The following is a 24,554-nucleotide window of genomic DNA, read 5'->3' as shown; positions in this document are numbered from 1 at the left end:
GTGTCGAACGCTCGGTGGTCGCCCCCCGGCGTCCGGGCCGACCCGGGCGCCGACGACCGCCGCGGTCGTCGGATTACTCCAGGTGGATGCCGCTGATCCTGAGCGTGCTACTGCCGCCCTGCCAGAAGTTCAAGCGGATGGACGGCGACGAGCGGTCGATGCCCGCCGACGCCATGTCGACGCGCACCTCGCTCACGCCCGTGCCGATGGAGTCGTCGGTGACGTTCGAGAGCATGGTCCGCACCCCGCCCATGTCGAACAGCACCTCGGACTCCTCGCCACCGTTCGCGCCGCGGATGGTGAACACGAGCGTGTCGTAGTCGCTGATGTCCTGGTTGATCTGCTCCTGGAACCAGCCGCCGTTGTCGTACTCCAAGATTAGCTCGCCCGCGGACTCCTCGCCGCCGCCGTTCTGGAAGGAGCCGGCGCCACACCACTGGCCCAGATCGTTGCGGTGGCTGTCCCACCCGGGGTCGCCGTCGTAGTTGTCGACGGTCATCCCCTCCGTGGGCGTCTCGGGCGCGTCCGTCGGCGTCGGGGTGTCCGTCGGCGTCGGCGTGTTCGGCTCGTCGGTCGGCGTCGGCGTGTTCGGCTCGTCGGTCGGCGTCGCCGTCGGCGTCGAAGTCGGCGTGGCCGTCGCCGTCTCGGTGTCGCTCTCGTCGGGGTTGGGCAGGTCGTCGTTGCGGTGCTGTTCGAGGTAGTCCTGCCACCACTGGCCGGGGCGGGACTGGTAGTCGTGGATCTCCCAGGTCCCGTCCTGGCTGGAGTCGTGCTGGAAGAAGGCGGGCTCCCAGGTGTGGTCGAAGTTCCAGCAGATCGGGTGGACCGGGTACTCGTCGATGAACGACTCGAAGTCGTCGGCGTACTCGTCGGCCGTGCCCTCGAGGAACGAGAAGTTGTCCTTGCCGCCACCCTCGGCCCAGCCGAACTCGCTGAAGAACACGGGGACCTCCTGGGCGGGCGTCCCGTAGTAGTCCGACAGCGGCCGGAGGCCGTCGTGGGTGTAGACGTGGCCCGAGTAACAGATGTCCTCGCCCTGGAACTCGTTCTGGGGCGCCCAGTAGGTGTACTGGCTCCAGCGGGGCGACCCGATGGTCAGGAGGTTGTCGGCGTGCTCGCGGACCGTGTCGATCCACGGCTGGGCTCGGTCGACCCACATGTCCCAGTAGCGCTTGGACTCCTGGGCCATCACGTCGGTGTCCTGGCCGGCGTCCTCGCCGGCGTTGGGCTCGCGGTTGGGCGTGCCCCAGTCGCCGGCGTAGGGACCGGTCGGCTCGTTGTAGACGTCGTAGATGACGTGCGAGCGGTCGCTGTAGCGGGGCGCGACGAAGTTCCAGTAGTCGTGCAGCTCCTGGTCGAGCTCCTCCGCGTACTCCTCGGTGTAGCCGTCGAGTTCGGAGGCCTGCTCCTCGGAGTTCCAGAGGACGCCGCGTTCGCCACAGAAGCCGATGTCGTTGGGGAACGACTCGTTCCCACACTGGTAGTCACCCAGGTCCTCCTCGTGCTGGGGCTGGTGGAAGATGGGGAAGTGTCGGTGATAGTCGATCATCACGTACAGCCCCTGCTCCTCGGCGGCGTCGATGATGGGGTCGACGTACGTCGAGAAGTACGTCTCCATGTCGCTCTCGTCGAACTGCCCGGGCAGGAGCGGGCCCCAGTCGTCGCCGTGGACCATCTTGAGGTCGTTCGACGCGCTGGAGATGTCCTGGGGCTGGGTCGGGAGCCGGATGATCCGGCTGTACCAGCCGCCCTCGTCGGACTCGTCGGTGCTGGTCGCCTTCTCGAAGACGCCCATGGAGTCCTTGCCGCGCCAGCTGCGGGCCAGCCGGGCGGGGTCGGCGATGTTGACCCCGCGGAGGATGACCTCGTTGTCGCTGGGGTCTTTGATCTTGTTACCGTCGCGGTGCAGCTGCGGGGTGTCGATCCCGACCGCAGCGACCGAGCCCGTCAGGGCCTCGGCGAAGCCGGCCGTGACCGCGGCCGCCCCCGTCGCCTTCAGGACGCTCCGGCGGGAGAAGCTCCCTGTCGAGTCGGAGGTCGATACGTCGTCGTTCGATGTCTGTGCGCCGTCGTGTGTGCCGTTGTCGCTCATTGTGTCGTGAGGTGTGGGTTCGGTTATCGGGCTATTCGAGTCGGATCTCGGAGAGTTCGAGCGTGCTGGCTCCCCCTTGCCAGAAGTTGAATCGGACCGAGGGCGACGAGCGGTCGACGCCCGCCGCCGCCAGGTCGACGCGCACCGTCCCCATGCTGGTGCCGATGGTGTCGTCGGTGACGTTGGCGAGCAGCGTCCGCACCCCGCCCATGTCGAACAGCACCTCGGACTCCTCGCCGCCGTCCGCGCCGCTGATCTCGAAGACCAGCGTCGAGTAGTCCGACACGTCCTCGTTGATCTGCTCCTGGAACCAGCCGCCGTTGTCGTACTCCAGCACGAGCGCGCCGTCCATCTCTTCGCCGCCGCCGTTCTCGAACGACCCGGCGCCGCACCACTCGCCCAGATCGTTACGATGGGACGACCAGCCGGGACTGCCGTCGTAATTGTCGACGACCATCGCGTCCGCAGCCGGCGTGTCCGTCGGGGTGTCCGGCTCGTCGGTCGGGGTGTCCGGCTCGTCGGTCGGGGTGTCCGGTTCGTCCGTCGGGGTGTCCGGCTCGTCGGTCGGCGTCTCCGGTTCGTCGGTCGGCGTGTTCGGCTCGTCCGTCGGGGTGGGCGTGTCCGTCGGCGGCGTCACGGTGCCCTCGCCGGGGATACCGTCGTTGCGGTACTGTTCGAGCCAGCTCTTGATGTCGTCGCCCATGGCGCCGCTGCCGGTGGTCAGCGACCACTCACACGGCAGGTCCGAGCAGGCTTCGGGGACCGTACCGTTGTACGGGTCGCCGACGGAGTCGTCGGCGTTGTCGGCGAACGGGCGCTCGAACATGACCGGGCGCCAGACGGGGTCGGCGCACCACGCCGTCCAGTGGATGGCCGGGCTCTGCTCGAGGAAGTCGTGGAAGGCCGTCCCGAACTCGTCGGTCCCGCCGATGTACTGGCCGCCGCCCTCCTCCCAGCCGAACTCGGTGACGAACAGCGGCGCCTGCTCGTAGACGCCCTCGACGCCCTCGCCGTTGATCGAGGCGTCCTCCCAGTTCTGTTGTCTGCTGGAGTTGTGCCCCGGATAGATGTGGTAGGTGTAGGCGATGTCCTCGCCGTCGAACTCCTCGACGAGCGCGCCCTCGGGGCTCTGGGTCCAGGAGGGCGACCCCATCAGGATCATGTTGTCGGCGTGGCTCCGGATGGTGTCGACCCACGGCTGGGCCATCTCCAGCCAGAGGTCCCAGATGTCGGCGACCCACTGCGTGGTAGTGGGGTCCTCCCACATCCCGGGCTCGGTCGGTTCGTTGTACACCTCGTAGAGGACGTGCGAGTCCTCGGCGTACCGCGGCGCGACGATATCCCAGAACATGTCGACCTCGTCCTGGAGTTCGGCGTTGACCGGGCCGTCCTGGCCCTCGGCCCACTGCACGTCGCGGTGGCGGTGGTAGTCGATGATGCAGTAGACGCCCCGCTCGGCGCAGCGCTGGACGACCTCGTCGAGGTGGTTCGTGAGGTAGCTCTCCAGCTGGCCCTCGGTGAACGCCGGAACCGGCGGGCCCGAGCCGGGCTCGTACTCGCCGATGTCGACGGGCTGGACCGGGACGCGGATCATCCGCGGGTACCAGCCGTTGCTCGCGTCGGTGAGCATGTCGATCACCTGCACGGCGTCTTTCCCACGGGCCGGGGCGGTGACGTTGATCCGCTTGGGGTCGGCGATGTTGACCCCTCGAAGCGTCACGACGTTGCCGTCCGGGTCCTTGATCAGATTTCCGTCGCGATGCAGCTGAGGGGTCGGGATCCCCGCTGACACCGATCCGACGGCGCCGGCGCCGACACCGAGCGCGACCGCGCCGGCCGCAGCCGTCCCCTTCAGGAAGGTGCGGCGGGACGGTCCCCCCTCGTCCACGCTCGAACCGTTGGATTGCGATGCCTCTCGTCCCCCGTCAGGGGGTTGCTTCTTGTTTGTCATTTCGACCTCCGATACACACCGTGCGGTGTGTGAACCGTACATCGAACGACCGGTATAAAACGTTTTTCTAGCCCGAGATATAATGAATTACTCGAATTCAAAATAACGTTTTATAGCGCTCCAGTACCCCATATTCGAGCGATTAGACGGATCGCACAACTATATAAGAAAACAGTCAAGTCGTAGTAAGTATTCGAACAGATATCGGATTTGACTCGAACGGACGAACGAGGTTTCGGCGTCGAGACGGGGCGGTCCCGCACGTTCTCTCCACTTCACTATCGTTTATACAGCAGTTAATACAAGTATTTTACACCCGATTACTATATTATGGCATTACACAATTGAATGATGTTTTGTGGACCGGACGAGCGGCCGAGGCGGTGGACGGTCGGTCAGCCGAGCCACTCGACGCCGTCCACGGTGACGCGCTTGACTTCGAGGTCTTCCTGGAGCGCGCCCCAGCCGCCGACCGTGCACCGCCCTTCGGGGGTCCAGAGGACGATCGTCGCCCGGCCGGAGAGGTCGGTCAACGTGGGACGACGCCCGGTGCGTGCGGACGGCGCGGAGTACCGGATATCGGTGAGGACGCCCGACACCACCCGGTCGCGTCCGGAGTCGGGCTCCATCCCGCGGACCGTCACGGAGACGACGGCGTCGTCCCACCACAGCGGGTAGGCGTCCCGGATGAACTCCTCCAGGCAGACGTACACCGGCGGCCGCTCGCGACACCGCGAGACCGTCTCCCAGTTCGCCCAGAGACAGGTCTGGAAGTACCATCGGAAGATAAACGGGATGATGTCGTCGTTGATCACGACGCCGTACGGTTCGGGCATGCGCGTGGTCGGCGCGAGACAGGCCTTCGTCCGGTCGACGAGCGCGCAGAACGGCCCGGGGAGCGGCCGCTCGCGGATCTCCGTCACGACATCGCTGACGGGGTGGTCCGCGATCCCCACCTCCCCCGACGGGACGACCGACGCGCGCACCACCACGTCTGACTCGATCGCCTCGGTCAGCGCGCTCTCGTAGGCGACGAGCTGCTCGTCTGTCAGCGCCAGATCGACCGTCGAGTCCGCCTCGCGGATCAGCCCCTCGACGTGGTCGACGACCGTGTCGACCCGCTTGGTCACGTTCATCTTGTTGTCCCCCAGCGGCGACGCCTCCCAGCGGTCCTCGATCTCCTCGGCGACCGCCGAGAGCCGGTCGCTCTTCTCGTGGAGGTCCTGAACGAATTCCGCGGGCTCGCGCGCGCGAGCGTGCAGCGTCTCCCGGTCGAGCGTCTCCACGCACGCCATCTGCTCTAACTCAGTCAGCACGTCGTAGATACGCGGTACCGGGACCGAGCAGTTCCGGGCCACGTCCACGGCCGGCGATACCCCCATGTCCAGCAGCGTCAGATACGCGTCGGCCTGATAGGAGGTCAACCCCGCGTCCTCCAGTCCCCCCAGAATCTCGTCCCGTTCCATCGTGTTTAACGGAATATAATACACCAATATAATAATATTCGCATGACAAGCATCGGTGGAGTGACACGCGAAGCGGTCGCGTCGTCGGGAGTTCGGATCCCTTAAGGGTGCGAACGGGTAACTGGCGGGTAACTCGCTGGGCGGTCGGGCACCAGCGGGCGCCTGCCTGTGCAGGTCGGGATGTGAGTGTCGAGTCACCCGCACCTCGGCGGCTTCGCCGCCTCGGTCGAGGCCCTGCGGGCCTCGCTCTTGAACCACGCAACGCCCGGCGGTGAACACCCATGGCAAAGAGCTTCTACACGTACATCCGGGACGCCTGGAAGGACCCGGACGACGGCAAGCTGGCGGAGTTGCAGTGGCAGCGAAAACAGGACTGGCGCGAGGAGGGCGCGCTCGAACGCATCGAGCGCCCGACCCGTCTCGACCGCGCGCGCTCGCTGGGCTACAAGGCCAAGCAGGGCGTCGTGGTCGTCCGTGCGTCCATCCGCAAGGGCGGTGCCCGCAAGCAGCGCTTCACGGCCGGTCGCCGGTCGAAGCGCCAGGGCGTCACGCGGATCACCCGCCGCAAGAACCTCCAGCGCGTCGCCGAGGAGCGCACCACCCGCGTCTACCCGAACCTCCGCGTGCTCAACTCCTACTCCGTCGGTCAGGACGGCAGCCAGAAGTGGTTCGAAGTGATCCTCGTCGACCCCGAACACCCCGCCATCGAGAACGACGACGACCTCTCGTGGATCTGCGAGGACCAGCACACCGACCGCGCGCTGCGCGGGCTGACCAGCGCCGGCCGCCGCAACCGCGGCCTGAACAACCGCGGCAAGGGCTCCGAACGCACGCGGCCGAGTCTCTCCAGCAACGAGAACCGCGGCCGGTAGACCCGGCGAACCGCACTTTTCGCGTCGCTTCGACCCGGAGCGGCCGCTATCGGCGGAGCGAGCGCTGTCCGCGGAGCCGCCGCTGTCCGGACACCGGGAGACGGGAGAATCACGAGCGACCGAACCGACCGCGGACGCCTCAGGCGACGTGGCTCGTGACGCCGTCGGTCTCGACGCCGTCGCCCTCGCCGCCGGGCGAGACGGCGCTGACCGCGTAGAACGTGGCCTCGGGGTCGCGGTGGCGCCGCCAGTGGATCCAGGTCCGGACGAGCAGGTACCCCCGTCGGAGCCGGCCGAGCTCGGGCGTCTCGGTCAGCACGTCGTAGTCGCGAGCGCGGATGAGCCGGTGGTGTTCCGCGTAGAACACCGCCGCCAGGAGCACGCCGAACTGGCAGTCCTCGGGGAGCATGCGGATGCCGGCGACCCCCTCGCGGTAGCGGCGTTCGGTCCGCTGCAGTTCGTGACGCATCGCGGCGACGAACCCGTCGGTGACGTTCGCCTCGGCGAGGTCGGACTCCTCGACGTCGAACCGCGCCAGAGTCTCCCCCGGCACGTACACCCGTCCGTAGTCGCGGATGTCCTCGCGCACGTCCCGCAGGAAGTTCGTCAGCTGGAACGCCTCGGCGAGGGCCTCGGCGTGCGGTCGGGCCTGTTCGCGGTCCTCCGCGGGCATCTCCATGGCGGCCATCATCATGTTCGCGACCGCGACCGACGAGCCGCGCATGTACCCCTCCAGGTCCTCGTAGGCGGGGTAGCGGGCCGTCTCGATGTCCTGAAGCATCGCGTCGACGAACACCTCGATCTCGCTGTCGTCGATGCCCGTCCGGTCGGCCAGCGACCGGAACGCGTCGAGGACCGCTCGCTCGTCTTCGGTCAGGTCGACGCCCGGGTCGGGCTCGCCCAGCGCGGCCGCTCGCATCGCTTCGAGCCGACGCCGCTGGGTCTGGGGGTCGGGGTCATCCGTTCGGTCCACTACCTCGTCGGCGATCCGGAAGAACGCGTAGAGGACGTACGTCGTCTCCCGGACCCGCTCGGGTAGGAGCTTCGTGGCGGCGTAGAACGTCCGCCCCGTCCGCCTGTGGATCTGCTTGCTCGTATCGACTTGGTCGCTCGCTGGCATTGTTTGATGAGGGGTCGCCGGTCGTAGAGAGCCCGCTCGGAGTCGCGGGGACCACCACAGGTCAGAGCGCCGGCCGACCGTTCGTATCTATATGTTCGAGAGAGATTAAATAAGCAACTACCCCAACTGGTTGGGGAGTCACCGCCGCGTCCGGCGAACCGCCCCGTAGCCGGTGTCTGCGGGACGGTTACTGGTGACGGTTCGACCGCGAGCGTCCGCGCCGGTCAGCGACCGCGCTTGGGCGGATTGACGAACAGCCCGTCCGCGACGGCGAGCGCGCCGACCACGGACGCCCCCGCCACGAACACCCTCGCGGGGAGCGGCGACACGATCGATCCCACGAGCGCCAGCAGGAACGCCGCAGGTATCACCAGTAGCAGGAGGTCGTAGCGGGAGAACCGGCCGCCTGCTGCGCTGTGTTCCCGTGTGCGTCGAGCCCTGTCTCTGGTCGACATCGGTTCATCACCTCTCAGTTACACGTACGGGCGATCCCCACTAAAATGTTATGCCAGATCATTTCTCCGAACGCACTTCGAACAGTCGTTTAACCTCCTTCGAATATTCGTATATTATTTTTTGTATCTATCGAAGGTCGGACGGCGCACGTTGCTACCCGATACGCTCCGTTCGACGCTTCTCGGCGTGTCTAAGAGTTCGGGCACGAGTCGGGCGGACTCGGGCGGGCCGGCGACCGGTTCGACCGGGAGTCAGTCGGACCGACGGCCGGAACCGGGAGAGCCGGCGGAACCGCCGTCACAGCGGCGGGACGAGCAGGTTCCAGTACCACAGCAGCCAGCAGGCGACGGCCAGCGACGCGGCGACCAGCGCGTAGTGGACCCGGCCGATCGGCCCCCAGTAGCCGTCGGTCCACGAGCGGACGGCGAACCCGACGGCTGCCAGGGTCCCGGCCAGTCCCAGTATCGGCAGGGCGAACAGGGCCGCGAACGTCAGCGGGGGCGCCGACAGGACGGCGAACGGCGCCGCGGCGAGGTGGACGAGCGCCGCGACCGGGAAGGCGAGGACGGCGACCGCGGCCCCGGCGGCGACCGTACGCGCGAGCGCCGCCGGCCGGTCGGTCCACCGCCGCGAGTCCGCCGCGGCGTCGTCCCCGGACCGGTACCACCCGACGGCGGTGGCCGCCGGCCACCCGAACACCGCCGAGAGCAGGCCGAGCAGGGAGACGACGGTCAGCGCGGCGTGCAGCGAGAGCCGGTCGGCTCCCTCGACGCGGCCGTACGCCGTCGTCGGGTTCGCGCCGCGGTGGAGGTACTCGATGGTCTCGCCGTCGGCCCCCGTGTCGAAGGCCAACCGTTCGCTCCCGTCGACGCGTTCGAAGACCAGCGGCTCGACCTCGACCCACCGGCGCGTCACGCTCCCGCCCGTCGTGACCAGCGCGCCGTCGTCGGCGACGCTCACCTCGACGGTGCCGGCCTGCAGCGTCGTCGTGACCCGGTCGTGCCAGGCCCACGACCGACGCAGCGAGCGGTAGGTGCCGCCGAGGTCGTCGGCCCGCGTCGGCCGGCCGTCGGACGAGAGCGTCCCTCCATCGGCGCCCGAGTTCGACTCCGGATCCGAGTCCGACTCCGGGTCGGGGAGCAACTCCGAGCGGAACCCCTCCAGCACGTCACCGGCCGCGGCACCGCCGTCGGCGCCGTTGTACGCGATGAACAGCCCGAGGCCGCGCTCGGGGACCAGCAGGAGGTGGCTGTAGAACGACGGCGTCCCGCCGTCGTGCCGGAGCGTCCGCACGTCGCCGTAGTCGCTCTCGACGAACCCGAACGCCATCCCCGGCAGCCGCTCGTGAGCGGTCGCCCACTGGCGCTGGCAGGCCGCGACGGTCTCCGGGGGGAGGACCTGTTCGCCGTCGACGACGCCGTCGTTCAGGTGCAGTTGCACGAACCGGGCCATGTCCTCGGCCGTCGTCGACAGCGCGCCCGCGGGACCGAGGCCGAGGTAGGGGAACTCCCCGTCGGCGTAGACGCTGCCGGGCCCGTACCCCGTCGCGTGGGACTCGGCCAGCGACTCGGGGAGCGGCTGGCGGAAGCTACTCGCGGTCATCCCGACCGGGTCGAGCAGGTCGGCGGCGACCGCCTCGTGAAAGGGCGCGTCGGCGACCGCTCCGAGGACGCCCCCGGCGACGGCGTAGCCGTAGTTCGAGTAGGCGGGCGCCTCACCGGGCGGCCGGACGCGAGCGTGACGCCACCGCCGGAGCGCCTCGGGGAGCGGCCGCAGGTCGTCGGGGTCGGTGATCCACAGCCCCTCGTTGGACATCTCGTATCCCGCGCGATGGGTCACGAGGTCGGCGAGCGTGGCCGAGCCGACCGCCTCGTCCAGCCCGGCGCCGAGGTACGTCGCGACGGGTTCGTCGAGGTCGATATCCCCCCGCCGGATCCGAGCCATCAGCGCCGTCGCGACGACGGGTTTCGAGACCGACCCGACGCGGAACGGCGTGGAGGCGTCGACGGGCCGCTCGCTCTCGCGGTCGGCGACCCCGTAGCCCTTCGTGAGCGCCACCTCGCCGTCGGCGACGACGGCGACGGTCGCGCCCGAGGCCGTCCGGCCCTCCAGGCTCGACTCGACGAGGTCGTCGAGCAGCGATTCGATACCGGTGTCCCCGCCGTCGTCCTGCAGGGCGGCTGGACGCCCGGGGCCGGACGGGTCGACGGCGGGCGGACCGTCGTCGGAGGGGGCCGCCGCCGCCGACCCGGTGGCCGCTGCGGTCGCGGCGACCCCGGCGAGGAACCCGCGTCGCGTGGGCGACTGTGTCATCGGGACGACGGTTCAGTCGGTCGGGGGAAATAGGTTTGGCGCAGGAAATTTCTGTTCGTGAATCGAGGGGATGTCGGCGACGACTGGACGGGACCGCACCCTCCGCGCTACTCCTCCTCGTCGATCACTTCGATGCCGCGGTTGTTGACGGCGTGGGCGTCGAGACCGACCTCTTCGAGGAACTGCTTGTACTCGCGTTCGCACTGCTCGCCGTCCTTCTGCTGGTCGGAGGCGTGCTTGCACAGCGCCTGGAGGTCCTCGGGCACGTCGTTGGTGGCGACGATCCAGTGGTTGATCAGGTCCGACAGCCGTCGGATGGGCGAGGTGAAGTGGCCGTAGATCTCGAAGTTCAGCGCGTGGTGGCCGCCGAAGGGGTCGCTCATGTACTTCGCGCGGGGCATCACGAACATCACGGCCCGCTGGATCTTGTTCAGCTGGCGACCGGGGGCCTCTTCGAGCGTCGCGTTGACGGCCTTGCGCGGGTCGTCCCACTTGTCGCCGGGGATCGACACGCCGTCCAGATCCTGGATCTCCCGGAGCGCCTCGTCCCACTCGTCGGGGGAGGGCTGGGGGTGGACGCGGTACATCGCTTCGACCCCGCGGTCCCACATGAGTTCGTGCGTGACGGCCTTGTTGGCCTTGAGCATGCACTCCTCGATGATGGTGTGGGCGCGGTCGCGGGCCGGGTTGAGCACGAGCGACCCGTCCTCCTTGCGCTGCTCGTGCATCCGGTCGGCCAGCTCCCAGACGAGTTCGGTCTTCTCGGCCAGGTCTACCTCGGTGTCTTCGAGCAGGTCGTCGGCGCTCGCGGGGTCGTCGAGGATCTCCTCGGCCTCGGAGTAGGTGAGCCGCGCGTCCGACTCGATGACCGATTTGTAGATGTCGATGTCCTCGTAGGAGAGGGTCTCGGGGTCGAGGTGCATCTCGACGGTGTGGGCCAGCCGGTCCTCGTTGGGGACCAGCGAGCACACGGTTTCGGCGAGGATCGGCGGCAGCATGTGGATGGTGTAGTCGGGGAGATAGACGGTGTTGCCCCGCTCGACGGCCTCCTCCCACATCGCGGTGTCGGGGTTGACGTAGTGGGTCACGTCGGCGATGTGGACCCAGAGGACGTACTCGTCGTCCCGTTTCTCGACGGAGATGGCGTCGTCGAAGTCCTGGGCGTCGATCGGGTCGGTCGTCCAGGTCGTCATGTCCCGCAGGTCGCGCCGTTCGTCGACTTCCTCCTCGATCTCCGCCTGGACGCCCTCTGTGCGTTGTTCGGCCTCGCGCATCACTTCCGCGGGGAACTCGTCGCGGATCTCGAACTTCTCGAACAGCTCCTCGCGCTTGTTCTCGAGATGGCGGGCCATCTCCTCGTCGATCTCGACGGGGCCCTGGCCCTCGACCGTGCCGGCCTGGGCCTGCTCGTCTTCGGTAGTCATGTAGCGGGCTATGACCAGGGTACAGATAGGCTTTCTGTGGTAGGCGAGGCTCGAACGCAGTGAGAGCCTCGAAACAGCGAGCGGTGACCGGAGGGAACCGCGAGCAGTGCGAGGTCGACCGCAGGGAGACCTCGATGCGAACGGCGTCCTGTCGAACGGAGTGAGACAGGGCTCGAGAGACGAGCGGAGCGAGTCTTTCGGCGCGAAGCGCCGTGAGCCGCGTGGCGAGAGCGAAACGAGCCCTCGAAGTAGCGAGCGGCGTCCGGGAGCGGCTACCGCTCCTCGACGGAGTCGGCTCGCTCGGCGAGTTCGAGGTAGGTGGCGAGGAAGGCGTCGCGGTCGCGACCGTCGGCGGCCGTCTCCACGTCTTCGAGGAGGGCTTCGAGGTTCCCGCGGGGCTGGTGACAGCGCTCGCGGTCGCAGGGCTTGCAGAGGTGCTCGAACTCCTTGCCCGCCCGCTCCCAGCGGTCGCCGAACTTGTCGTACTCCCGGGCTTCCGAACGGGCGACCGAGTCGCCGCAGGCGATACAGGTCACCTCGTCGCGGCCCCGTCGGGAAGAACGCCACATACTGCCGGCTTCGGACGACGCCCACTTAGCGCTTACCGCTGATCACTGAGGCCGCGTTAAGTCGGCCGAGGGTCGCCCGCCGGCGCTCACTCCGCCTGCGCGCCGTCGGCCTCGACCAGTTCGAACAGGTTCCCCCACCCCTCGTCGGCGGGCAACTGGTCGCGGACCTGGTCGAGCTGTCCCGCCGGTATCGCCTCGGCGGCCACGGCGACGACCGTCCGGGCGTGGTGGGCCACGTCGGCCCGGTCGTCGGGCGCCGTCTGGCCCTCCCGCTCGGCGACGCGGTCGAGGAACTCGTTCCAGTCGAAGCGCTGGCCGTGCTCGGCGACGGCGCCGGTCAGATAGAAGTCGACCTCCATCGGGAGCGGGCCCGCGAGGTCGGTCGCCTCCCCCGCCTGGATCCGCTCGCCGAGCGTCGTCAGCGTCGCGCGGGTCGCGCGGACGGCCTCCCCCGTCCCGGGTAGTTCGAGTCGGTGCTGGACCGTCCCGGTGAACTCGTCGAAGTTCATGGTTCCGTTCGAGATACGTCGAGCGGGCTCAAAAGCGCGGGACCGGCAAGCGCCGGGATCCGGTCCGCCGCCGGTCGCGCCCGCGAGGCGACGGGGGTCGGCTCACTCCTCGGTGACCGTCCGCCGGGGCTCGTAGGGGTCGACGTCGATGGCGCCGTGCGCGAAGCTCCGCGTGCCCGACTCGACGAGGTAGGTCTCGTCGTCGTACCGGACGGTAGCCGGCAGCTCCACGCCCTCCTGGTCCGGTCCCGGGCAACACCCGGAGCCCGTGCGGACCCGGTCGAACAGCCGCTGTTGCTCCGTCGAGAGGGTCCCGTAGGCGACGACGCGCTCGTCGGCCGACACGTTCCCGGTGTCGACCAGATACGCGGGCGTCCCGTACGTGTACCAGACCTCCCAGACTCGGCCGTCAGCGTACACGTATCGGAGGTCGTTGAACGTCTCGGCGGCTCCGCTGGACTCCAGTTCGACCCACTCGTCGGCCCCGCGGGCGGCCTCGAAGCTCTCCCGGTCGCCCTCCGAGAGCCCCCACGCCGGCGTCACCTCGTCACGGTCGATACCCTCCGGGAGGTCGAGCGGGACCGGCGTCTCCGTCCCCGCGGTCGTCGGTCCCGCGGTCGGACCGGCCGCGGGAGTCGCGGACTCGGCCGGCGGCGTCTCGGTGCCGGTGTCGGTCGCCGGTCCCCCGAACGTCGCGCAGCCGGCGAGCGTGACGACGACACAGAGGGCGACCGCGTGGGCTGGGCGCATGCTCGTCTACGGGTGAGCGGTGGCCGAAGTAAGTGCTTTGTCCGTCACGACGGGCGAGAGGGGGGCGGCGACAGGGTACAGGCGTCACTCCCTCCCGGACTCCGACGCGACCGTCACGCCGAAGGCGGCCGGGTCGGCGTCGGCGACCGCCGGGAGTCGCCGGAGTCGCGGGCGAGCCAGCAGGTACAGCGCCGTGAACCCGAACCCGAACGCCGCCAGCCCGACCGTCGTCGCCGTTCCCAGCAGTTCGGCGACGACGCCGCCGACCAGCGATCCGAGGGGGAGCGTCGCGCCGGAAGCGGTCCCCTTGATCGTCGAGACGCGGCCGAGCAGGTCAGTCGGGAAGACGGTCTGGTTGAGCGTCGCCGTGAGCACGCCGCTGGCGCCCGCAGGGATCCACGCGAGCCCGAAGAGGACGACGGTGAGCGCGGGCGACGGCGCGGCGACCGCGCCGAGCCAGCAGACGGCGCCGGCGGCGTTGCCGACGAGCAGCAGTCGGCCGTACGGGACGCCCTCCAGGTACGGCGCGAGCAGCGAGCCGACCAGCCGACCGACGCCGAGCGCGCCGAGCAAGGCTCCGTAGACGGCGGGGCCGCCGAGCGCGTCGCCGTAGGCCGGCAGGACCGCGAGCGTCACGCCCGTCGCGAGGTTCGCCACCGCCGTCGTCACCACGAGTTCGACGAAGACGGTGCCGCGCAGCACCTCGATCCCGTCGCGCAGGTCCGCGACGTACGCGCCGAGGATCGACTCGCCGTTGGCGTCGGGGTCGTCCCCGCCCGTTTCCCGGACGGAGTCGCCGCCGGCCGACCGCGACACCGCGACTCCGGCGAACAGCAGGGCGGCGAGGACGAACGTCCCCGCGTCGAAGATGAACAGCGCCGTCGCGCCGAAGACGGCGATGACGGCGCCGCCGAGCGCGTCGAAGATCATGTCCAGGCCGAGCGTGACCGTGGCCAGCGCGGAGTTCGCGTTCGAAAGCTGCTCGTCGGGGACGATCCGCGGGACGACCGTCGCCTGCATCGGCGCCATCAGCAGCGTCGCGAGCGTCAGAAGCGGGACGACCGCGAAGATGATGCCGACGCTCAGATTCCCGGTCGCCGCCGCGAGCGGCAGCGCGAGGACGACGACGCCCTGGAGCAGTTGGGACCCGACGAGGACGGGTCGTAGCGGGAGCCGGTCGACGACCGGCCCGGCGAGGATCTGCAGGAGCCACGGGAGCAACAACACGGCGTTGGCGATCCCAGTGAGGACCGTCGAGCCGCTGAGTTCGAAGACGAGCCACACCACCGCGACGCTGTAGAGGCTGTCCCCGGCGTTGGTCACGAACTGTCCGGCGAAAAAGCGGCGGAAGTCGCGGTTTCGCCAGAGCGACGGCTGGGCGGCGGTCGTGTCTTCACTGCCTACCGCGTCGTCGGACTCGACCGTCTCGGTAGCAGTGGTCATCGGTGACCACCTCCAGCGGGCGGAGCGGCGGAGTCGAGCGGCGCGTCTGGAGGTTCGAGCGGTCGGGGCGACCGCGAGCGATGCGACTGTCGTCGATACGATGCGTGCGTGAACGAGCCCCGGCTAGGGGACTCGGCAGATGTCGGCATGTGCGTGTGTGTTCGACCGAGCGACTGCGGCTACGGAACGTAGCGGAGCGACGCGAACCCGAGTGCTGCAGCTATCGGGCCGCTCGTGCCGCGGGCGGCGAGCGCGGGTCGAACACCGGACGACCGACGATCCGGCGGGTCATAGAACGCTTCGGCCGAACCTATCCCGAGGCCGCACTTAGAACTGACGGCGGTGTGAGACGATGTTGCGAACGCGCCACGGTCCCGAGGCGGTCGACCGCGCACTCACTCGCGGACGGGACTCACGTCGTGGCGCAGCGCCCAGCGGTCCTCGCGGGGGTCGAGCCGATGGGGTTCGCTGCCGCGTTCGGAGACGATTCCGGCGTGGTACAGCATCGCCTTCAGCTGGAAGACGGTCGGCGAGTGGTAGGCGTCGCCGTCGGCCAGGACCTCGCTCCGGAGGTCGCCGTCGTCGGTCAGCGCGCGGCCGCGAACGCCCTCGTCACCGCGGAGGAACAACTCGACGGTGAACGTCGGGTGCAGTTCGTGCAGGTACTCGACGAACTCGCGGAGCGTGGGGTCGCGCTCGCCGTCGTCGTGGAGCGACTGGAGTTCGGTCACGAGCAACTCGGTCGCCGGATAGGCGTAGACGACACGGCGGGCGAGCTGGCCCCACTTCGGCGCGACCTCGCAGAAGCGCTTTCGGGAGCGCTTCCAGGCCTCGAAGGCGTCGAGTGCGGCGTCGACGCTGCCGCACTCCGCGAGCCCGAAGCGGACGACCTCCTTGCCGAGCGCCGTCAGCGTCGTCCGGTCGGGTTCGACGGCGACGAGGTTCAGGAACGCGGCGCCCGCGCGGGCCGCGTCGGTCGCCCCGACGACTCGCTCGGCGAGCACCGTCTCGGTGTCGCGGTCGTGGGCGACCGCCAGCGGGTAGGCGAGGTAGTTCTTCGGGTGGTTGAGGCCGAAGCTCTTGCCGGCGACGCCCTGTGCGCTGGCCTGGAAGCGGATGCTCGTCGCCGCGTCGGCGGTGCGGTTGCCGACCACGCGGGGCCGTTCGAGGGCTCGAACGTCGCCGTCCCCGTCGACCGCGAGCACGCCGACGTTGCACTCTCTCGCCAGCGAGCGGTCGGTCTGGGAGATCGCCGCGCTCGGTGCGGCCAGAAACGCGACGTTGGCCTCGCCGAGGCGGTCCCGGGCCTGGACGATGCCGCGCTCGGTGTCGACGCCGCCGCCCGCGTACCCCTTCGCCTCGACGGCGATCAGCGGCGGCTCGCCGCCCAAGCGGTCGACCGCCAGCAGGTCGTCGTCGAGCGGCCGTACGCCCACCAGGTCGGGGTAGCCCGACCCGACCCGAACGTGGTTGAACGGCGCCAGCGCCTCGCGGACCGCCTCGTCGATCGTCGCGCGGTCGACCCACCGCTCCCGGGCGAACTGCGTGTCGACGACCGCGTAGGCCTCGGCGCCGTCCTCGGGGAACAGCCGCCGCTTGGCCCGGGCGAGCACGTGCGGCTCCGTCAGGTCCTCGGTCGCCGTCGCCATGGTTCCCCGACTGACGAGCTCGCACAAAAAGGATGGTGTCGCGCGGCCGCTCGTCCCGGGTCAGTCGACCGCGATCCGCGTCGGTCGGGCCGTTTCAGCCCGCTCACGGCCGATCGACACCACACTCGGCGAGCGGATGGACTGCCACCAGTGCTCGACGGGAGACGACATAAATCACATACCGCGATATAAAATCCGCTTCGGAGCGGCGAGGGGGCGACGAACGTCGCGGGGCTGTACCCCGCGGTATCGTCGGGTACGGCCGTTGTCGTTGCCACTCCTGCACGGAACACCGAGTCCGTCGCGGCGCGCCGAGCGCGGTGGACCGCTCAGGGGGCTTCCTGGATCGCCAGTTCGCCGTCCTCGGGCTCGGCGAGGAAGTAGACGTGGCTGAACGCCGAGTCGGCGTCCTCGCTCGCCCCGTGCCAGTGCTCCTCGCCGGGCTCGAAGACGACCAGGTCGCCTTCCGAAACCTCGCGTTCCTCCTCGCGGTTGCCGATCGTCCCCGTGCCCTCGGTGACGTAGAGGATCTGCACCCCGGCGTGGGCGTGGAACTTGGTGCGCTCGCCCGGGCGGAAGGTCACTTCGGCGGCGTCGACCGAGACTCCGTCGAAGGCGCTCTCGACTCCCTCCGAGAGGAGCGGCGTCCCGACCTGTACCGGATGGTCCGTCTCCTCGGTGTCGGCGGACTGCAAGCTGGTAACGTCCATGGCTCGGCTAGACCGTGGGCGGGTCCGTCCTTCAGTCCGATGCTATCCTGAAAGCCCGTTCAAGTACCCCCCGTTCGCTCGCCGGGGCGGTCCCCCAATGGAAGAGCGCGACGCCGACCGCGGTGACGAGCGCCAGGGCGACGAGCGGGACGGTGTAGCCGCCCGTGACGCCGCGAAGCGCGCTGATCGCGAGCGGCGAGAGGAAGGCCGCACCGGCGGTCGAGGTGTTGAGGAGGCCGACGGTCGCCGTTGCGTTCTCGGAACCGAATCGCGTGAGGACGATCGGTGACCAGAGCGCGGCGAGGGTCCCGTTGCCGATACCGAAGCCGACCAGCACGGCGTACAGCGCCGGTCGCGACCCGACTGCCGGGAGCACGAGGACGCACGCGGCGGTGAGCGCGACACAGGCCGCGAACACGTTGCGCGCCCCGAGGCGGTCGCCGACGAAGCCACCGCCGACGCGGGCGACGATGCTGACACCACCGACGATCCCGAACGCGCCCGCCGCGACGGCGGCGTCGACGCCGTTCCCCGTGAGGATGTCGACCAGTTGTGAGGAGAGGACGTAGTACCAGCCCCACAGCAAGCCGTAGCCGAGCGCCGCGCCGACGAAGGATCTGTCGGCGAGCCGCCGGCGCAGCCAGTCGACGCCGACAGTGCTCGTCGTCTCGGAGTGGCCGGGCGGTCGCCGGAAGACGAGACTCGACAGGATGACGACCACCGCGGCCGCGCCGGCGACGGCGGCGAAGGCGGTGGGAAAGTCCACGCGGTCGAACAGCCAGAGCCACGCGAACGGGACGATGAGTACGCCGAGCCCGTTGCCGGCCATCGTGATGCCCATCGCGGTACCCTCGTGGGCGTCGAACCACTGGGGGACCAGCGAGACGACGACGATGAACGCCGTGCCGCCGGCCGTCCCGAGCAGCGCGAACGCGGCGATGACGCCGACGTACGAGTCGACGGCCCCGAGTCCGGCGGCGGCGACCGCCAGACCGACACCGGCGGCCGCGACGACCGGCCGCAGCGGGAATCGCGCGGCGACTACGCCGAAGACGCCGCCCGAGACCAGAAACACCGCCGTCGTGATCGAGAAGACCGACGAGGCCTGTAGCCCAGTGAGGTCGAACGCGGTCGAGAGCCGACCCGCGTAGACGGTGAACGTGAATATGACGCCCCAGATGGTGGTGAGCATGCAGACGCCCAGCGCGACGAGCAGCCAGCTCCGCGCGGAGTCGATGGCCTGTTGGCGTGCGGTTGACGGCTCGGTTGCAGTCGCGGTCCCTATCTCCGAGTCGCTCACGTGTCGTACCTCATCGACGTCGAACGGTCGCGATACGCGTCGACCTGCTCGCGAAGTCCGGCGGCTTTCCCCTCGGCGAGTTCGACCGCGTCTTCACCGGCGACGAACCGGCGCGGCGGGTCGTCCTCGGCAGCGATCTCGACCAGCGCGTCGGCGAGTTCGGCCGGGTCGTTGGGCTGTTGGCCACCCTGTTTCCCCCACCATTCGATCTGCTCCGCGCGTCGCTCGTCGTAGTCGTCGATCGCGGGGTCAGTGAACGGCATCGATCGGTCAGAATGGAGGGTCGTTCGGAACCACCCCGGGTTGACAACGGTCGTATCGATGCCGAAGGGTTCGATCTCGTCGTGGAGTGCGTCCATCCACCCCTCGAGCCCGTGCTTCGAGGCGGCGTAGGCCGAACTGAACCCGAACCCCCGTAGCCCCGCGCCCGAGGAAATGGAGACGACGTGCCCAGACCGCTGGTCGCGCATGACCGGGAGGACAGCGCGGGTGACACGCATCGCTCCGAAGAGATTCACTTCCAGTTGGTGTCTGATCTCCGCTATCTCCATCTCTTCGAAAAAGCCCTTGTACGAGACGCCGGCGTTGTTGACCAGCACGTCGATCCGGCCGAACCGATCCAGGGCCGCCTGCGCTGCCGACTCGGCGTCTTCGGGCTCGGTAACGTCCAACTCCGCGACCAGAAGATCCTCGGACTCGCCGACGGCCTCGGCCACGGCGTCGATCTCCCGGCCGGTGGCCACGACAGCGTGTCCTGCTTCCAAAGCGGCTGTGGCGAATTCACGACCCATACCGCGGCTCGCACCCGTAATGAACCAGACCTGTCCGTCACACCCGGACTCAGCCGTTGATGGCATCACTCGAATCGAGGCCACTGTACTGAATAGAACCGATCCTATCAGGAGAGGGTGTTTAAGGTAACCCGAGTATCGAGCGAGGCGGTGAGCACTCGGCGCTCTGCTCTGCGGAGGAGGCCGGACAGAGAGGGCTGGGAGATACCCATCTCCTCGGCGAGAGCTTCCGTCGTGACCTGACGGGGACTCTCGTAGTACCCACGAGAGATTGCGAGTGTGAGCGCCTCTCGCTGTCGGTCCGTCAGCCCGTCCTGTGACACTTCATCGGCCTGCGATGGATCGGGGGTCATCGAGAGCAGGTCGAAAGAGATCCCGTTGTCCTCACAGCTCTCGCGGAACTCGGTAAACGCCTCGAAGTCCGTGAACACCTTTCGTTCGTGCCACCCCTCCGGCGTGATGGTCGTCGGTTCGACGGGCGCCCCGTCGATGCGTTCCGGATCGAACGCCGCAGAGACCGACTCGTCGATGTCGACAGTGAGTTTGTAGACGACTTTTTCGCTCGTCTCTCCGAGCACGGTCGTCTCCTCGATCTCGTCAAGCGCGACGAGTTCCGCTTCGGCAACATCGTCGTCGGGGTCGATCTGAACGATGAACATCCGAACGTCTGACTGGAGACAGAGTGCGTGGGTGCATTCAATCTCGTTCGGTGGGAGTCGCTCAGTGATACTGACGAGTGGGAGTACGGGCGAGCTGAGAATGAATTCGGTGGTGATCGCCATTGTTCAGGGACAGATCCCGCCCACAGTTAAGTTTGCGGAGAGCGCGAGTAACGCCCGCTGAATACGGAGTCGCATCGCCGTGCTGTTTCGGGACCGCGATTCGGGCGGTCGCGCGAACGCCGACTCGACCAAACACCGATAGGACCGGAACGAGAAGGCGCTGGCAGTGACAGAGCCCCAGCACAGCCGGTCGATCGACGAGGCGCTCGCCGACGCGGAGGTCGACGAGTCGGGGCTCTCGGCGGCCGAAGCGGCCGAACGGCGCGACGAACACGGCCCGAACGAGATCGCCCGCGGTGCGGCCCGCTCGCCGGTCGACATCTTCCTCGCGCAGTTCGACAGCTGGCTCATCTGGGTGTTGCTCGCCGCCGCGGCGCTGTCGGTGTGGGCCGGCCACGCCGTCGACGCCGTCCTCATCGCGGTCATCGTCGTCGCCAACGGCGTCTTCGGGTTCGTCCAGGACTACCGCGCCGAGCAGAGCCTCGAATCGCTGCGGGAACTCACCGCGCCCAGCGCCGTCGTCCGCCGCGACGGCGAGACCGACGAGGTCGAGGCGACCGAGCTGGTCCCGGGCGACGTGGTCGAACTGTCGGGCGGCGACGTGGTACCGGCGGACGGCCGGCTGGTCGAGGCGACGGGGCTGGAGGTCGACGAGGCGGCGCTGACCGGCGAGAGCCTCCCGGTCTCGAAGTCGGTCGAGCCGGTCGCCGCCGACGCGCCGCTGGCCGAGCGGTCGTCGATGGGCTACAAGTCCACGGCGGTCACCCGCGGCCGGGGGGCGTTCGTCGTGACCGCGACCGGCGAGGACACCGAGGTGGGCGCCATCGCGCGCCAGCTGGCCGACACGGAGGAGACCGAGACGCCGCTGCAGGCCGAGCTCGACGACCTCGGACGGACGCTGGGGCTGGGCGTCGTCGGGCTGGCGGCGCTGGTCGTTCCCCTGCTCTGGCTCCGCGGCGTCGAGCCGCTACAGACGGCGCTGACGGCGATATCGCTGGCCGTCGCGGCCGTCCCGGAGGGACTCCCGGCCGTCGTGACGCTGACGCTCGCGCTGGGCGTCCGGCGGATGGCCGACGAGAACGCCCTCGTGCGTCGGTTGCCCGCGGTCGAAGCCCTGGGCGCCGTCGACGTGGTCTGTACCGACAAGACGGGTACGCTCACCGAAGGGCGGATGGCGGTCAGCCGGCTGTGGGTCGACGACGGCGTCGTCGACTTCGACGCGGTGGCCGCCGCGGAGGGCGAGGGGACGGCCGCCGCGAACGGCGGCGCGACGGCGGCGACCGACCCCGTCGAGAGCGGGGCGGCGACGGAACGCGACCGCGTCGACCTGCTCTTGCGTGCGGGCGCACTCTGCAACGACGCGACCGCTGAGGAGGGCGACCCGACCGAGCGGGCGCTCGTCGCGGCCGCCGAGGACCGTGGCTTCGACGTGGCCGCGCTCCGCGAGGGGCACCCCAGGACCGACGAGATCCCCTTCTCCTCCGAACGCAAGTGGATGGGGACGGTCCACGGCGACCGCGCCTACGTCAAGGGGGCGCCGGAGGTGGTCGTCGAGAAGTGCTCGCGCGTGCTGACCGACGACGGTCCGGACGAGCTGGACGAGGCGGGCGCCGAGCGAGTCCGCGAGCGGACCCGCGCGTTCGCCGACGACGCGCTGCGCGTGCTCGCGGTCGCCTACACCGAGGACGGTCGGGGGTTCGACGCCGATGGCGAGGGGGGACTCGACGGCGCCGACGACCTGGACGACCTGGTGTTCGTCGGCCTGATCGGGATGCTCGACCCGCCCCGCGAGGAAGTGGCCGACGCCGTCGCGCGGACCCGGCGGGCGGGCATCGACGTGAAGATGATCACCGGCGACAACGTCCGGACCGCGGCGGCCATCGGCGCGGAACTCGGGCTGGGCGGCGACGTGGTCGACGGTCGGGAGATCGAGGGGCTGAGCGACGACGAACTCCGCGAACGGGTCGGCGAGGTCGACGTGTTCGCGCGTGCCTCCCCGGAGCACAAGGTCCGTGTGTTGCGCGCGTTGCAGGCGAACGGCCGCACCGTGGCGATGACCGGCGACGGCGTCAACGACGCGCCGGCGCTGAAAAACGCCGACGTTGGCGTCGCGATGGGCGTCCGCGGGACGGACGTGGCCAAACAGGCCAGCGACGTGGTCCTGCTCGACGACAACTACGCGACCATCGCGCGGGCGGTCCAGCGCGGTCGAGCCATCTTCGACAACATCTGGAAGTTCGTCGCCTACCTGCTGAGCGCCAACGTCGCCGAGGTCGCGATCGTCTTCCTCGCGTCGCTCGGCGGGTATCTCGTCCTCCCGGCGGTTCAACTGCTGTGGATCAACCTGCTGACCGACGGGCTGCCCGCGCTGGCGCTGGGGGCCGACCCCGAGAGCGGCGACGTGATGGAGCGGCCGCCGCGCGAACCCGACAGGGGCATCGTCGACCGGCCGATGCTCGGGCTCGTCGGCGGCACGGGAGCGGTGACGACCGCCGTCATGCTCGGGCTGCTGGCCCTCCTGCTCGACGGCGCCGGCGAGGTGGACGCCTACGTCCGGACGATGATCTTCACCGCGTTCGTCGTTCTGGAGTTCGGGAAGCTGTTCGTCGTCCGCTGGCTGCGGGAGACGCCGACGCTGTCGAACCGCTGGCTGTTCGCCGCCGTCGCGGGCTCGCTGGCCCTGCAGCTGGCCGTCCTGTACAGCCCGCTGGCCGCGTACTTCGACACGGTCGCGCTCGGTGTCGGCGACTGGGGGACCATCGCCGGCGTCTTCGCGGTCACGCTCCCGGCGTACCTGCTCGTGGCCGTGGGCGTCCGGCGCCTGCGCGACCCGAACGGGACGGCGGACGCGGCCCCGGAGACGGGGCCGGGCGGCGCGTAACGAGGGGGGCGAAGCGACGAGACAGTGGGAGAGCAGCCGGAGACGACGGTGCCGGCGGCGGGCTTAACAACGCGACGTGCGTACCTGTCTGTATGACCGACGCAGAGGAGGTCGAGATGGATGCGGCGGCGGTCGACCAGTTCCTGGGGAGCGGGGGGACGGGAGTGCTCTCGCTGTCGACGGAGGGGGACGAACCGCCGGACGCCGTCCCGGTGTCGTACGGCTACGACGCGGAACGTCGCGTGTTTCACTTCCGGGTTTCGCTCGGTCACGAGGACGACCCCGGGGACCTGTCGGGCAGAGCGGTGACGTTCGTCGCGTACGGCGACGGGGACGGGCGCTGGCGGAGCGTGGTCGCCCGCGGGCGGCTCCAGAACGTCGACGAAGAGGGGATCGCGACGGAGACGCTCGCCGAGATGGAGCGGGTCGACATCCCGCTGGTCGACGTGTTCGAGGAGCCGCTGCGGATGGTGTCGTTCGACTTCTTCCGGCTCGACCCCGACGAGTTCACCGGCCGCCGGGAGTCGCCAGTCAACGATTGAGTCGGGGCCGCGCGGCCGGCGTGACCGCCTCGCTCGCGCCGTCGGTCACCCCGGCAGGAAGACGTTGATGACGGCGACGACCAGGCCCGCCAGCCCCATCCGGGCGGCGGCGACGTACCAGCGCTGGCCGGAGATCGACCCCATGTACGCGCCGAAGGCGCCGAGGACGCCGACGCCCAGCGCGACCGAAGCCAGCGCGGCCTCGACCATCGAGAAGACGGTCCCCTCGAAGAAGAAGGGGATCAGGGGGACGACGATCCCGATGAGCGGGCCGAGGCCGCTGGCGGCCGCGTGGACGACGCGGGCGCCGCTCTGCTCGCGCTGGATGCGCGTGTCGTCGAGGTCGGTGAGCATCGCCCGCTCGACGCGGCGGATCTCCGCGCGGGTCTCGGCGCGCTCGATCTCCCAGACGCTCCAGACCGCCGAGGTACCCAGCCCGACGGCCGCGCCGGCGCCGATCTTGATCACCGTCGCGCCGTCGGGGACGCCCGAGAGGACCGCACCGACGACGACGCCGATCGCCGTGAGCGTCCCGTCGAAGCCGTTCGAGACGAAGTACCGCCGGGCGATCGAGAGGACGTCTTCCTTGCCGAGCAGGCGGCGGGCGCGGTCGAGGACGGACACGGTCAGCCGTCCTGGGGCGTGAGCCGGTGCTCGACGACGTAGTCGCCACAGGCCACCTCGTCGACGGAGTGGACCGTCCCGCTGAGGTCCTCGACGGCCGCCTCGACGGCATCGAAGTCCAGGTCCTCGCCCTCGAGCGTGATCTTCACGTTCTGGACCTCCTGGTCGAGTTCGACCAGCGACGTGCTCGCGCCCTCGACGGAGTCGAGCTCGCTCAGGTGCTCGGTAAAGGCGAGCAGCGGCGGGTCGTGCGGTTTCAACACGTCGACGACGAGTCGGCGAACGGGTGCCATGGTGAGCCGTCAGACCG

General features: G+C 69.4%; 21 protein-coding genes. 3 read left to right on the top strand and 18 right to left on the bottom strand.

Translation table 11 applies throughout. The features are described from left to right. Window positions 1-73 precede the first annotated feature (73 nt). The 3 genes from HZS55_RS07505 to HZS55_RS07495 all read right to left on the bottom strand — a co-directional run bounded on the left by HZS55_RS07505 (window position 74) and on the right by HZS55_RS07495 (window position 5,509). Window positions 74-2,092, bottom strand: a complete 2,019-nt coding sequence (locus tag HZS55_RS07505) for a glycoside hydrolase family 5 protein (protein ID WP_179911080.1) — start codon at window positions 2,090-2,092, stop codon at window positions 74-76. Window positions 2,093-2,123: 31 nt separating this feature from the next. After that, window positions 2,124-4,043, bottom strand: a complete 1,920-nt coding sequence (locus HZS55_RS07500; RefSeq protein ID WP_179911079.1) for a glycoside hydrolase family 5 protein — start codon at window positions 4,041-4,043, stop codon at window positions 2,124-2,126. 395 nt (window positions 4,044-4,438) lie between these two features. After that, window positions 4,439-5,509, bottom strand: coding sequence for a TrmB family transcriptional regulator (locus HZS55_RS07495; protein WP_179911078.1), 1,071 nt, complete (start codon window positions 5,507-5,509; stop codon window positions 4,439-4,441). Window positions 5,510-5,790: 281 nt separating this feature from the next. Here HZS55_RS07495 and HZS55_RS07490 point away from each other — a divergent pair, with 281 nt between their 5' ends. After that, window positions 5,791-6,381, top strand: coding sequence for a 50S ribosomal protein L15e (locus tag HZS55_RS07490; RefSeq protein ID WP_179911077.1), 591 nt, complete (start codon window positions 5,791-5,793; stop codon window positions 6,379-6,381). Between the two features lie 139 nt (window positions 6,382-6,520). Here HZS55_RS07490 and HZS55_RS07485 read toward each other — a convergent pair whose 3' ends face one another. From HZS55_RS07485 to HZS55_RS07425, 13 genes are all read right to left on the bottom strand, one after another. Continuing rightward, window positions 6,521-7,501, bottom strand: a complete 981-nt coding sequence (locus HZS55_RS07485; RefSeq protein ID WP_179911076.1) for a phytoene/squalene synthase family protein — start codon at window positions 7,499-7,501, stop codon at window positions 6,521-6,523. 224 nt (window positions 7,502-7,725) lie between these two features. Beyond that, the gene (locus HZS55_RS07480) at window positions 7,726-7,956 is read right to left on the bottom strand and encodes a hypothetical protein (RefSeq protein WP_179911075.1); all 231 of its coding nucleotides are present in this window, start codon (window positions 7,954-7,956) and stop codon (window positions 7,726-7,728) included. Window positions 7,957-8,254: 298 nt separating this feature from the next. Beyond that, on the bottom strand, window positions 8,255-10,270 hold the full coding sequence (locus tag HZS55_RS07475) for a serine hydrolase domain-containing protein (protein ID WP_179911074.1): 2,016 nt from the start codon (window positions 10,268-10,270) through the stop codon (window positions 8,255-8,257). Window positions 10,271-10,377: 107 nt separating this feature from the next. After that, the gene (locus HZS55_RS07470; protein WP_179911073.1) at window positions 10,378-11,694 is read right to left on the bottom strand and encodes an RNB domain-containing ribonuclease; all 1,317 of its coding nucleotides are present in this window, start codon (window positions 11,692-11,694) and stop codon (window positions 10,378-10,380) included. 272 nt (window positions 11,695-11,966) lie between these two features. Further along, on the bottom strand, window positions 11,967-12,263 hold the full coding sequence (locus tag HZS55_RS07465) for a DUF7562 family protein (RefSeq protein ID WP_179911072.1): 297 nt from the start codon (window positions 12,261-12,263) through the stop codon (window positions 11,967-11,969). 86 nt (window positions 12,264-12,349) lie between these two features. After that, a complete protein-coding gene (locus HZS55_RS07460) occupies window positions 12,350-12,772 on the bottom strand; it encodes a DUF2267 domain-containing protein (protein WP_179911071.1) in 423 nt (140 codons plus the stop codon). A gap of 102 nt (window positions 12,773-12,874) precedes the next feature. Further along, entirely contained in the window at window positions 12,875-13,522 is a 648-nt protein-coding gene (locus HZS55_RS07455; RefSeq protein ID WP_179911070.1) for a hypothetical protein, read from the bottom strand. Window positions 13,523-13,606: 84 nt separating this feature from the next. Beyond that, on the bottom strand, window positions 13,607-14,965 hold the full coding sequence (locus HZS55_RS07450; RefSeq protein ID WP_179911069.1) for an MFS transporter: 1,359 nt from the start codon (window positions 14,963-14,965) through the stop codon (window positions 13,607-13,609). 395 nt (window positions 14,966-15,360) lie between these two features. After that, window positions 15,361-16,614, bottom strand: a complete 1,254-nt coding sequence (locus HZS55_RS07445; RefSeq protein WP_179911068.1) for a hypothetical protein — start codon at window positions 16,612-16,614, stop codon at window positions 15,361-15,363. Window positions 16,615-16,943: 329 nt separating this feature from the next. Beyond that, the gene (locus tag HZS55_RS07440) at window positions 16,944-17,324 is read right to left on the bottom strand and encodes a cupin domain-containing protein (RefSeq protein WP_179911067.1); all 381 of its coding nucleotides are present in this window, start codon (window positions 17,322-17,324) and stop codon (window positions 16,944-16,946) included. Window positions 17,325-17,355: 31 nt separating this feature from the next. Beyond that, window positions 17,356-18,624: an MFS transporter gene (locus tag HZS55_RS07435; protein WP_179911066.1), complete on the bottom strand. Its 1,269-nt coding sequence runs from the start codon at window positions 18,622-18,624 to the stop codon at window positions 17,356-17,358. Beyond that, the gene (locus HZS55_RS07430) at window positions 18,621-19,481 is read right to left on the bottom strand and encodes an SDR family NAD(P)-dependent oxidoreductase (RefSeq protein ID WP_179911065.1); all 861 of its coding nucleotides are present in this window, start codon (window positions 19,479-19,481) and stop codon (window positions 18,621-18,623) included. Before HZS55_RS07430 ends, HZS55_RS07435 begins: the two co-directional genes overlap by 4 nt. A 41-nt stretch (window positions 19,482-19,522) precedes the next feature. Beyond that, the gene (locus tag HZS55_RS07425; RefSeq protein ID WP_179911064.1) at window positions 19,523-20,197 is read right to left on the bottom strand and encodes a helix-turn-helix domain-containing protein; all 675 of its coding nucleotides are present in this window, start codon (window positions 20,195-20,197) and stop codon (window positions 19,523-19,525) included. Window positions 20,198-20,363: 166 nt separating this feature from the next. Here HZS55_RS07425 and HZS55_RS07420 point away from each other — a divergent pair, with 166 nt between their 5' ends. After that, window positions 20,364-23,078 (top strand): cation-translocating P-type ATPase, encoded by a 2,715-nt coding sequence (locus HZS55_RS07420; protein WP_179911063.1) that lies wholly within the window; start codon window positions 20,364-20,366, stop codon window positions 23,076-23,078. A 92-nt stretch (window positions 23,079-23,170) separates the two neighbouring features. After that, window positions 23,171-23,620: a pyridoxamine 5'-phosphate oxidase family protein gene (locus HZS55_RS07415; RefSeq protein ID WP_179911062.1), complete on the top strand. Its 450-nt coding sequence runs from the start codon at window positions 23,171-23,173 to the stop codon at window positions 23,618-23,620. Window positions 23,621-23,665: 45 nt separating this feature from the next. Here the strand turns inward: HZS55_RS07415 and HZS55_RS07410 are convergent, their stop codons facing one another. Then, window positions 23,666-24,244: a VIT1/CCC1 transporter family protein gene (locus HZS55_RS07410; protein WP_179911061.1), complete on the bottom strand. Its 579-nt coding sequence runs from the start codon at window positions 24,242-24,244 to the stop codon at window positions 23,666-23,668. 2 nt (window positions 24,245-24,246) lie between these two features. Further along, window positions 24,247-24,537 carry a DUF211 domain-containing protein gene (locus HZS55_RS07405; RefSeq protein ID WP_179911060.1) on the bottom strand — a complete coding sequence of 97 codons (291 nt, stop codon included), beginning with the start codon at window positions 24,535-24,537 and terminating at the stop codon, window positions 24,247-24,249. Window positions 24,538-24,554: the final 17 nt, after the last annotated feature.

Origin of the sequence: Halosimplex rubrum, from assembly GCF_013415885.1 — an archaeon.
GTDB classification, from domain to species: domain Archaea; phylum Halobacteriota; class Halobacteria; order Halobacteriales; family Haloarculaceae; genus Halosimplex; species Halosimplex rubrum.
This window is presented reverse-complemented; position numbering and strand designations above follow the sequence as displayed.

Bases quoted from the DNA above. Each gene is read 5' to 3' on its own strand.
- HZS55_RS07505 (WP_179911080.1), bottom strand. From the start codon at position 2,092: ATGAGCGACAACGGCACACACGACGGCGCACAGACATCGAACGACGAC.
- HZS55_RS07500 (WP_179911079.1), bottom strand. From the start codon at position 4,043: ATGACAAACAAGAAGCAACCCCCTGACGGGGGACGAGAGGCATCGCAA.
- HZS55_RS07495 (WP_179911078.1), bottom strand. From the start codon at position 5,509: ATGGAACGGGACGAGATTCTGGGGGGACTGGAGGACGCGGGGTTGACC.
- HZS55_RS07490 (WP_179911077.1), top strand. From the start codon at position 5,791: ATGGCAAAGAGCTTCTACACGTACATCCGGGACGCCTGGAAGGACCCG.
- HZS55_RS07485 (WP_179911076.1), bottom strand. From the start codon at position 7,501: ATGCCAGCGAGCGACCAAGTCGATACGAGCAAGCAGATCCACAGGCGG.
- HZS55_RS07480 (WP_179911075.1), bottom strand. From the start codon at position 7,956: ATGTCGACCAGAGACAGGGCTCGACGCACACGGGAACACAGCGCAGCA.
- HZS55_RS07475 (WP_179911074.1), bottom strand. From the start codon at position 10,270: ATGACACAGTCGCCCACGCGACGCGGGTTCCTCGCCGGGGTCGCCGCG.
- HZS55_RS07470 (WP_179911073.1), bottom strand. From the start codon at position 11,694: ATGACTACCGAAGACGAGCAGGCCCAGGCCGGCACGGTCGAGGGCCAG.
- HZS55_RS07465 (WP_179911072.1), bottom strand. From the start codon at position 12,263: ATGTGGCGTTCTTCCCGACGGGGCCGCGACGAGGTGACCTGTATCGCC.
- HZS55_RS07460 (WP_179911071.1), bottom strand. From the start codon at position 12,772: ATGAACTTCGACGAGTTCACCGGGACGGTCCAGCACCGACTCGAACTA.
- HZS55_RS07455 (WP_179911070.1), bottom strand. From the start codon at position 13,522: ATGCGCCCAGCCCACGCGGTCGCCCTCTGTGTCGTCGTCACGCTCGCC.
- HZS55_RS07450 (WP_179911069.1), bottom strand. From the start codon at position 14,965: ATGACCACTGCTACCGAGACGGTCGAGTCCGACGACGCGGTAGGCAGT.
- HZS55_RS07445 (WP_179911068.1), bottom strand. From the start codon at position 16,614: ATGGCGACGGCGACCGAGGACCTGACGGAGCCGCACGTGCTCGCCCGG.
- HZS55_RS07440 (WP_179911067.1), bottom strand. From the start codon at position 17,324: ATGGACGTTACCAGCTTGCAGTCCGCCGACACCGAGGAGACGGACCAT.
- HZS55_RS07430 (WP_179911065.1), bottom strand. From the start codon at position 19,481: ATGCCATCAACGGCTGAGTCCGGGTGTGACGGACAGGTCTGGTTCATT.
- HZS55_RS07425 (WP_179911064.1), bottom strand. From the start codon at position 20,197: ATGGCGATCACCACCGAATTCATTCTCAGCTCGCCCGTACTCCCACTC.
- HZS55_RS07415 (WP_179911062.1), top strand. From the start codon at position 23,171: ATGACCGACGCAGAGGAGGTCGAGATGGATGCGGCGGCGGTCGACCAG.
- HZS55_RS07405 (WP_179911060.1), bottom strand. From the start codon at position 24,537: ATGGCACCCGTTCGCCGACTCGTCGTCGACGTGTTGAAACCGCACGAC.